The following is a 9788-nucleotide window of genomic DNA, read 5'->3' as shown; positions in this document are numbered from 1 at the left end:
ATCAGAAAAAGGTAGCATTGAAAATTGTCATCGCTTGTTAAGAAGATACTTTCCAAAAGGAAAATCACTTGATAAATATGCTGGTCAAGACACATCAAAAGTTATGGAATATATCAATTCATATGCTAGAAAAATATATAGCAAAAATTGTGTTTCAAATGCTTTATTAATGTAAATTTTATTAAAAAAATGGCTACTTTGGCGGGCGCCGGCCCCTAGGGGCCTTGTTTTCTATATTCTTTTTTAGTTTTTCGCCCTAAAAAAGAATATAGAAATCATAAATTTAGTAATATTTATTAAGTACTTAATGAAGGCGTATTTTACTTTTGGAATTTACAAGTTTCAATAAAAAACCAACATATGTTGGTTTATGCTTTTTGTTTGAGAATATATTTTCTTCTGTAATAATCTGATTTTTTAAAATAATGAATGCCAATTGTTTGGGCAATATTTCATAAACCTGAAATAATTCAATACACTTGCACACCGGCTGAGAAAAGGAAAGTTATAAAGAAGAATACAATCGACATAATTCTTTGTGTTTTATTAGATTTTTTTAATGCTTTAGCTTCTTCTAAGTTTGTCCGTTCTTTAAATTTCCTACGGTTTAATATTTGCGGCATAAATTGTGATAATCCTTGGACAACTCCAACAACTAGTAAAATGCCAAAATATTGTCACTCACCGTTAAAAAATAATCTTCTTCACGATGTTTCTGCAAAAGAAATTCCTAATCAAACAGTTGACTTAATTTCTGGTAATCCTTGAATAACACGCCATATAGCTATAAATACAGGGAATGAAATTATCAATGTTACAAAAGCGTCTAATGGATTAACACCATGCTTTTTATATAAATCAGATACTTCTTGTTGTTGTCTAGCCTTCATTTGCTTATTATTTTTAAAGTCAGCATATTTAGCATCGATTTTTGCTTTTTTAGATTTAAGTTCTTCTTGCTTCGATTGATTAATTGTTTGTCTAAATGTTAAAGCTAACATAGCACCACGAAGGATAATAGTAATTATCAATATAGTAAGTATAGTTCCTCAACTTCCAATGCCAGACATTGCGGATGATAAATGTGCTGATACTCATGCAATAGGAAGAACAAATATGCCATAAAATGGTCCTAGTTTTCATGACGAGCCAATATCAGATATGACTCTTTGATATTCATCGCCAGCAAAAGGCAATGAAACTAATTCAGAAGGTTCAAAAGATAAAACAGAATAAGGAGCAGGCGATGTATATTTAACAGACATTCTCAATTGATCTTGAACTTCTTGAACTTGCTTTCTTATTTTTTCAGCATCAGTACTATTTTTATCGCTTAGTTTGTTATATGACTCTTTAAGCCTTTCAAGTTGATCAACAATAGAATCTTTAATCGGTGAAATCTTGCTTGATGGTGAAAATTTTAAATTAGAAACATATTGCTTAATTGCATTATTATAGTGTTTTAAAGCCAAATAAGTTTCTGTATCTATTGATATCTCCTTAGCTTTATTATTTTTAACCATATCAACAAATCATTTGCTAAGACCATTGTAGTCTTTGCTATAACCGGCTGATTCCAGCATTGAAGCATTTTTATCTAATACCTTTTTGTAAAATTTAGCATTAGCAGAATAGAACGTATTTTTAGCAAGTGTTTCAAAAATATCTCTTCTAAATTTGCCTAGCCCAAGGAAATTATTATCAGGGTTAATAGTTAAATACGACAATTCTTTTTTGAATGTAAAATTTTGGGCTTTGTCGCCTTCTCCTAATTTAATAGAAGAATCAAATTGTCCATTATTGATCTTGGTAATATTTAATTCCATTTTTTTAGTATCGAGATTGTATACAAAGTGATTATCAAAATCAAATGATGGATCAACAAAATTTCATTCTTTATATTCATTATTATCATAAATTTGGTTATAAACAATTTTGTTGTTTTCAGGTTCAACAGACTGAACTGAGAATAAATAATTATTAGAATTTTTACCTGAACCAGAAACAATAGGTTGGTTGTTCAAAAGTTTTAAATTATTGTCTCTTAACTGAATTGCTGAACTTCAATTCTTATATGCACCATAACTATCTTTATGTACTTCTTTAAGTCTATTAATTATTTCACTATGTTCTTTATATGATAAATGGTAATTAGCTCCAGGGTTTTCGCTATAAAATAACTGATCACCTTTTTCAAGTGTGGGTAAATCAACGCCTATTTTTTCAAAATACTTTTTATCTTCTTGAGTAAAAGAGTTATTAGCATCAAAAGTGGTTACATGTGGACTAGTTTTATTTTTTGAAGTGTAAAACTCAATACCATTTCCTGTATAGTTTGATGACTTGACTACACAACTTTGAACGCAACCAGTCATGGCTATACCAAAAAGAAGCACATATAAAACTATTTTGATTCAAAATCATATTTTTTTTCAAATAGTTTTTTTCTTTTGCTTTTCTTGTTCTTCTTGTGAAAAGTAATTGAAATTATCAGATCTATATTCTTTCATTTTATTAACTTCTTTATTTTTTATTTTTTAATTTTTGAAAAAGTTTCTTTGTGGCATCAAATTTAACAGCAAAATCTTTATTTAAAAATTCCTTTCTTAAAATCAAAACACAATGATAATTTATGTGATAAATATTTAGAGAGTGAATAATTGCTTTTAATTGTCGTTTGTAATAATTCCTTAAAACCGCATTGCAAAACTTCTTGGGAATGGTTATTCCTAATTTGAAGTCGCTAGATTTTTTGTAATATAAAATTAAAAAATTATTTATAAATTGGTTTTTCTCTTTAATTATTTCATCAAACTCTCAACTTTTTTGAAGCCTGTATATTTTTTTCATAGTTATTAAAAATAACTATTTCTCGTCAGAAACAGTAAGTTTTTCTCTACCCTTAGCTCTTCTAGCAGCTAAAACTTTTCTTCCGTTTTCAGTTGCCATTCTAGCACGAAAACCATGTACTTTTGCTCTTTGTTTTTTCTTAGGTTGATAGGTTCTTAAACTCATAAATCCTCCATAATGTTTAAAAATTTAAGTCAGTAAATATGTCTTGTATTATATATAAAAAGTTTAAAATTAAAAACTAATAAACGAATATTAGTAAAATGGTATATTTCTAATGACTTTTTAATTTTTATAAGTGAATACTTTGGTAAGTTTATTTAATTTTGCTTTTGTTTTTAAAACCATTTAAATGTGTTTTTCTAAATTCAATTTCGTTTTTAACAATGTCATCAAGCGAAGTGTGGATTTGATAATTTAATTCTTTTTGTATTAATTCTGAATCGGCAATTAAAATATCAGGGTCACCAGATCTTCTTGGGCCATATTCAAGATTTAAATCTTTGTTCAAATTTTTTTCAAAAGCTTTAAAAATTTCAAGATTTGAAAAACCTTTTGAGCTTCCTATATTATAAATTTTGTTTTGTTTATTTTTAAGCATAAATTCAGCTGATAATATATGTAGATATGCTAATTCAGATACATAAACATAATCTCTTACACAGGTAAAATCATCTGTTTTATAGTCATTTCCGTAAATTTTAAAATTTTTTAATAAACCAAAAGCATAATAACTAATTGCAGGTAATAAATGAGTTGGTTGAAGATTATTTTTAGTTAAATAACCAATTTTTCTTGATAATGAAGCTCCAGCAACATTAAAGTATCTCAAAAATGTATAATGAAAATTTTTATTTGTTTGTGCATAATCTTTAATAATTTCTTCACCGTATGCTTTTGTTTTCCCATAAGGACTAATCGGTTTTTTATCATCAGTTTCAGTAAAATAGCCGCCTTTATTACTTTCATTACCATAAACGGCTGCTGATGATGAAAACACTAAATTATTAACTTTATGCTCATCCATTAATTCCAACACGTTAATAAGCCCTTGAATATTTGTTTTGTAATATTTAAGTGGAAATTGCACACTTTCACCAACTTTAATTAAACCTGCTAAATAAATAACAACATCGATTTGATTTTCATCAAAAACTTTTTTCAGTCTGGCTTTATTTAAAATATCGCCTTTATAAAACTTGCTCTTTGAATCGACAAATTCTTTAAAACCGGTTGATAAATTATCATAAATAATAACTTTTTCATTCTTTTTATGTAATTCCTCGGCTACGTGTGAGCCTATATATCCTGCTCCGCCAATTAATAAATAATGCATTTTCATACTCCTTTATTTTTGTTTGTATAATATTATAATAATATTTTTATTAGTATGTATATGAAGGTAAAAATGACCAAAAAACAACCAAAAATCAGTGTGTTAATCCCATGTCACAATATTGAAAAACTGTCTTATTTTTCGCTTAAAAGTGTATTAAAAAACAAATATCCTAATATGGAAATTCTTTTGTTAAATGATTACTCAACTGATAATACGTTGGATATTTTGCGCCAATATGCTAATAAAGATCCACGAATCAAAGTTTTTGATTTAAAAGATTATCATGAACATGTCGGGTTAGGCTTTAATAGAGACTTTTTAATTGAAAAAGCAACTGGTGAATACTTTCTATTTATAGATGATGACGATAAAATGCACTATAGCACAATCCAAATATTAGCAGATAATTTAGATAATGATTATGATATAGTTGCATGCAACTATTGAATTAATTATGAATTATTCAAAAACTTTAGAATTTTAAGTCCGGACATTCCTAAGTTTCATTCATTTGATATTAATAATGCCAAAGAATTCTATCTAAATGGAACGACCTTCTCATGAGCCAAACTAATTAAAAAGGAATTTTATAAGAAAATTGTAAATAAATATGGCATAAAATTTGATGGTAGCTCATATGAAGATATTAGATTTATATATGCATTATTTTTAACCAATCCTAAATTTAAATACATAAATAAAAAGTTATATACATATCAATTAAGACAAAATTCGCTGTCTACTAATTTACAAGATATAAACTTATTAGATAATAAAATATCATCAATTTTTACAGCATATGAAAGTGCGATTTCTAATATCATAAAGTTTGGTTTTTTAAATGATGATGAAATTGAAAAATTAAAAGAATTATTCACAATACATTTAATGATTATTTTCTTTTGACTTTCAAAACTATTCTTAAACAACAATCGCAGGCTTTTTATTTCTAAGGTTAGAACAAACATAAAAAACTTTTTTATTAATTTTAATATCAAATTAAATCAAAAACCTAATATAAACAATTACACTATGTATGTTTATAAAAAAGCTATAAATATATTTTATAAATATAAGGAGAAAAATGAATCAAAAGCAACCAAAAATTAGTGTGCTAATTCCTTGCCATAATATAGAAAAGTTATCATATTTCTCACTTAAAAGCGTATTAAAAAACAAGTATCCTAATTTAGAAATTGTTTTGCTTAATGATTACTCAACTGATAATACATTGGATATTTTGCACCAATATGCCAATAAAGACCCACGAATCAAAGTTTTTGATTTAAAAGATTATCACGAACATGTTGGGATAGGCTTTAATAGGGACTTTTTAATTGAAAAGGCAACTGGCGAATACTTTCTATTTATAGATGATGATGACAAAATTAAACCTAATGCTATACAAGAGTTAGCTGATACATTAAATGATGATTATGATATTATTGCATACAAATTTAAAACAAGCTTTCAAATTTGAAAAAATTTCCGAATAATACTTCCAACAATGCCTAAATTTAAAAAGCATAATAGAAATGATCCAATGGAATTCTACATGAATAGAACAGTATATCCATGAGGACAAATGATTAAAAAAGAATACTATTTAAATATAAAAGAAAAATATAATAGTTATTTTGAAGGTAATTTTTATGAAGATGCTAAATTTATGAATATGTTGTTTTTAACAAAACCAAAATTTTATTTCCTAAACAAGTCATTACAGTATTACCAAATAAGGAGAAATTCATCATCGTCAGCTATTATTGATTGACAAGATAAATTTAATAGTTTATTTGACGCTTATGATATAGCTATTAAAAACATAATTAATTATGGTTTGATGCCATCAGAGAATGATTTTAGATATACTAAATTAACATATGTGATTCAAATGATGATGCTTTTGTTTTGAGTTGTTAAATTATTTAAAGGTTCGAAGAAAAGAGAATTTATTAATTTTATTAAAAATCGTTTATTAAGATTTAGAAAAGAACATAATATTGATGTATTTCAGAAAACTAATTTGGTTGGTTTATCAAAATATATTTACAAAAGTGCTATTAAAATATATACACAAGAAAAATAAAGAGGTTATATGCTAAGTATTAAATTTATTATAGATAATCCAGATAAGGTTCGTGTTGGATTACAAAATAGAAACTTTGATTTAAAAATATTCAATAAATTAATGACTATATTAAGCAAGCGTGGTGTAGCTATGCACAATGCTCAAAAGAAAAGAGCTGAACTTTCAAAATTTAGTAAAGAAATTGGAAAATTTAAAAATGATCCGGCTCAAATGAATGCTATGAAAGAACATGCACTAATTTTGAAACAAGAAGTACAAAAATTAGAAAAACAATCGGAAAACTATGAAAAATCAGCTAATAAAATTATTGAGACGATACCTAATTTACCACTAGAAACCATTCCTGTTGGCAAAAGTGATAACGATAACCAAGTTATAAGAACTCATGATAACTTAGGAAGGGGTCTTGTAGCTAATATCAAACCACACTATGAAATTGGCAAAACATTAGATTTATTTGAATTTGAAAGAGCTGTTAAATTATCTGGTTCGCGTTTTGTTATTTTTAAAGGAATGGCAGCAAAACTGGCAAGAGCCTTGCAAAACTTTATGATTGATTTGCATACCAAAAACGGTTATTTAGAATTTGCTGTTCCTGTTTTGGTTAAACCTGAAATCTTATTTGGAACTGGACAACTACCTAAGTTTAAAGAGGATTTATTTTATCTCAAAGATACAAATATGTATTTAATTCCTACTGCTGAAGTTCCATTAACTAACTTATATAATAATGAAATTATAGACTTGAGCAACCCTATTCGTTTGACTGGTTTTACTGAATGCTTTAGATCAGAAGCTGGTTCGGGCGGCAAGGATATGAAAGGGATTATTAGAAATCATCAATTTAAAAAAGTTGAACTTGTAAAAATAACTTCTGAAAAAGACTGGAAAGTTGAATTTGATCAAATGCTTGAGCAAGCTAAAAGTGTGCTTGAAGAATTAGAATTGCCATACCGTGAATTGCAATTGTGCACTGGTGACCTTGGTTTTTCAGCAAGAACAACAATTGACCTTGAAGTGTGATTGCCTTCTGAACTAAAATATCGTGAAATCAGTTCAGTTTCATATATGGGCGACTTCCAAGCTAGAAGGGCAATGATTAGATATAGAGATGAAAATGGCAATATACAATTTGCGCACACTATGAATGGCTCGGGTTTAGCAATTGATAGACTAATAGCTGCCTTACTTGAAAACTATCAAAATCCTGATGGTACAATTTCTATTCCTAAAAAATTAATACCATATATGGGCTGTGAAAAAATTACTAATTAGCCTATAAAACAATAAAATATAGTCAAGCATGGCTATATTTTATTTTTAATGCGAGTGGAAAGATTACCACAAAATAAATTTTAAATTACTAAGGGCAGAGTTATTAGTATTTCTAATCTTTATAATATTGTTAAACATATATAAATACAATAAATTATGATAAGGAGATAATGTATGAAAAAAGTTGCTATTAATGGTTTTGGTCGTATTGGTCGTCTAGCTTTGCGTTACCTTTTAGATACAAAAACTAAGGATGTTGAAATTGTTGCTGTTAATGACCTAACAGATCCAAAAATGTTAGCTCATTTACTAAAATATGATACAGCTTTTGGCCCTTTAAATGCCACTGTTGAAGTTAAAGAAAACGCAATTGTGGTCAACGGTAAAGAAATCAAGGTTTTCTGTGAAAAAGACCCTGCTCTTCTACCATGAAAAGAATTAGGAATTGATATTGTTCTTGAATGCACAGGTTTCTTTGTTAAAAAAGATTTAGCTCACAAACATATTGAAGCAGGAGCAAAAAAAGTTATTATTTCAGCACCCGCTGGTAAAGATGTAAAAACTATTGTTTATAACGTTAACCATAAAACTCTTAAAGCAGAAGATGAAATTATTTCAGGTGCTTCATGTACAACAAACTGCTTAGCTCCAGTTGTTAAGGTTCTTGTTGATAATTTTGGTATCGATAATGGTTTTATGACGACAGTTCACTCATTCACAGGCGACCAAATGTTACAAGATGGACCACACCGTAAAGGTAACTTACGCCGTGCTAGAGCTGCCAGCCATAACATTGTTCCAGCATCTACTGGTGCTGCAAAGGCTATTGGTTTAGTTGTACCTGAAGCTGATAGTGTGCTTGATGGTTTCGCTCTTAGAGTTCCAACAATTACAGGCTCATTTATTGATTTATCAGTTCAATTAAAGAAAGATGCAACAGTTGAAGAAATTAATAAAGCATTTGAAAAAGCTGCTAACCAATCATTAAAATATGAAACAGATGAAATTGTTTCATCAGATGTTATTGGTTCACATTATGGTTCAATATTTGACTCAACATTAACAAAAGTTAAAGAAGCAAACGGTAAAAAAATGTATAAAATTTTTGCTTGATATGACAATGAAATGTCATATACAGCTCAATTAATTAGAACATTAATTTACTTTGCAAAGTTATCTAAATAATAATTAAACTTAGGAACACATTCCTAAGTTTTTTTATGCAAACACATTTTCTTTATTAAGATTTCTTTTGTTTAAAAAAGTTTTGTCTATTTTAAGATAACCATGTTTTAGATCTTCATCGCTAATATTTTTATATTTCAAACTAATTGGTAAAAAAGCGCTATTTACATAAGAACGGTCGGGGTTATAAAAAGTTTCACATTGATTAATTGTTTTAGTGGTATACCATTGACTAGATAACCCATATATAATTAATCTTTTATTATTTTCATCAGATTTGCTTACAATAACTATTTGACTGCGATCATAAGTTGTTTGGTCGTCTGTTTTGGGTTTGATCTTGAAATATTCAAATGTATCAATGAAATTATATTTATTGTTTTTAAAAGCAGGATGATTATTCAACAGATGAATAGAATTCAATTTTTTAAGAAATAATGATTGTTTATGCTTTGGTATATCGTTAATTATTATATCTTCATTGATTCTACCTTTAAGAACGTCGTTTATGAACTTATTAACGTTTTTTCTATACTTTTTATACAGATTTTTGCAGTAATTAATGCCTAATGAGTGTAATAAAAATGATCTATTAAGTAGAATTTTTATTCTAATTTTTATATTTGAAATATGGTTTGTTTTTAATATAGTGATTGATTGTATATTAATTAGAAATAATATGTATTTAACAAATAAATTTAAAAAATTATCTTTAATATTCATATTTTTACAAACATGTTGCAAATTGAAAAAAATGAATGCGGAAAAAAATAATATACGAAGCCTGCTTTTCTCATTTTTATACACTTTTAGAAAGTTAATATTCGTTTCAATTATTGTAAAATTAAAACTATTATGATAAATGATACAATAGCAGCAATCTCTTCTGGTGGAAAAATCAATCAAGCCATATCAATTATTAGAGTTAGTGGCTTCCAAAGTTTTGAAATTGTTAAAAAAATTTTTACTGGTAAAGTTGGCAAGAATCAAACTATTACATTTGGAAAAATCATTGATACAACTAATGAAAGTGAAATTATTGATGAA

The 9788-nt window shown here is 27.2% G+C and carries 9 protein-coding genes and 2 pseudogenes; 6 read left to right on the top strand and 5 right to left on the bottom strand.

Annotated features, from left to right (window positions below; all coding sequences use genetic code 4):
* A pseudogene (locus T386_RS04720) lies at positions 1 to 175 on the top strand (IS30 family transposase); the annotation flags it as partial.
* 193 nt (positions 176 to 368) lie between these two features.
* Here the strand turns inward: T386_RS04720 and yidC are convergent.
* The 4 genes from yidC to galE all read right to left on the bottom strand — a co-directional run bounded on the left by yidC (position 369) and on the right by galE (position 4192).
* Positions 369 to 2510, bottom strand: a complete 2142-nt coding sequence (gene yidC, locus T386_RS0103500) for a membrane protein insertase YidC (RefSeq protein ID WP_029513755.1) — start codon at positions 2508 to 2510, stop codon at positions 369 to 371.
* A gap of 13 nt (positions 2511 to 2523) precedes the next feature.
* On the bottom strand, positions 2524 to 2850 hold the full coding sequence (gene rnpA / locus T386_RS0103495; RefSeq protein ID WP_029513754.1) for a ribonuclease P protein component: 327 nt from the start codon (positions 2848 to 2850) through the stop codon (positions 2524 to 2526).
* 15 nt (positions 2851 to 2865) lie between these two features.
* Positions 2866 to 3015, bottom strand: a complete 150-nt coding sequence (gene rpmH / locus T386_RS0103490) for a 50S ribosomal protein L34 (protein WP_029513753.1) — start codon at positions 3013 to 3015, stop codon at positions 2866 to 2868.
* Between the two features lie 151 nt (positions 3016 to 3166).
* Positions 3167 to 4192 (bottom strand): UDP-glucose 4-epimerase GalE, encoded by a 1026-nt coding sequence (gene galE / locus T386_RS0103485; protein ID WP_318024040.1) that lies wholly within the window; start codon positions 4190 to 4192, stop codon positions 3167 to 3169.
* Between the two features lie 66 nt (positions 4193 to 4258).
* Here galE and T386_RS0103480 point away from each other — a divergent pair, with 66 nt between their 5' ends.
* The 4 genes from T386_RS0103480 (at position 4259) to gap (ending at position 8741) form a co-directional block, all read left to right on the top strand.
* A complete protein-coding gene (locus T386_RS0103480) occupies positions 4259 to 5299 on the top strand; it encodes a glycosyltransferase family 2 protein (protein WP_051622800.1) in 1041 nt (346 codons plus the stop codon).
* Positions 5274 to 6278, top strand: coding sequence for a glycosyltransferase family 2 protein (locus tag T386_RS0103475; RefSeq protein WP_029513750.1), 1005 nt, complete (start codon positions 5274 to 5276; stop codon positions 6276 to 6278). Before T386_RS0103480 ends, T386_RS0103475 begins: the two co-directional genes overlap by 26 nt.
* Before the next feature lie 9 nt (positions 6279 to 6287).
* Positions 6288 to 7556 carry a serine--tRNA ligase gene (gene serS / locus T386_RS0103470; RefSeq protein ID WP_029513749.1) on the top strand — a complete coding sequence of 423 codons (1269 nt, stop codon included), beginning with the start codon at positions 6288 to 6290 and terminating at the stop codon, positions 7554 to 7556.
* A 174-nt stretch (positions 7557 to 7730) separates the two neighbouring features.
* Positions 7731 to 8741, top strand: a complete 1011-nt coding sequence (gene gap / locus T386_RS0103465; protein ID WP_029513748.1) for a type I glyceraldehyde-3-phosphate dehydrogenase — start codon at positions 7731 to 7733, stop codon at positions 8739 to 8741.
* Between the two features lie 33 nt (positions 8742 to 8774).
* Here the strand turns inward: gap and T386_RS0103460 are convergent, their stop codons facing one another.
* A complete protein-coding gene (locus T386_RS0103460) occupies positions 8775 to 9464 on the bottom strand; it encodes a hypothetical protein (RefSeq protein WP_029513747.1) in 690 nt (229 codons plus the stop codon).
* 132 nt (positions 9465 to 9596) lie between these two features.
* On the opposite strand from T386_RS0103460, the pseudogene T386_RS04340 reads away from it, so the two are divergent.
* A pseudogene (locus T386_RS04340) lies at positions 9597 to 9788 on the top strand (tRNA uridine-5-carboxymethylaminomethyl(34) synthesis GTPase MnmE); the annotation flags it as partial.

Source organism: Mycoplasmopsis primatum ATCC 25948, from assembly GCF_000702785.1.
GTDB lineage: Bacteria > Bacillota_I > Bacilli_A > Mycoplasmatales > Metamycoplasmataceae > Mycoplasmopsis > Mycoplasmopsis primatum.
The sequence above is the reverse complement of the archived record's forward strand: the minus strand, read 5'-3'. Positions and strand labels throughout refer to the sequence as shown.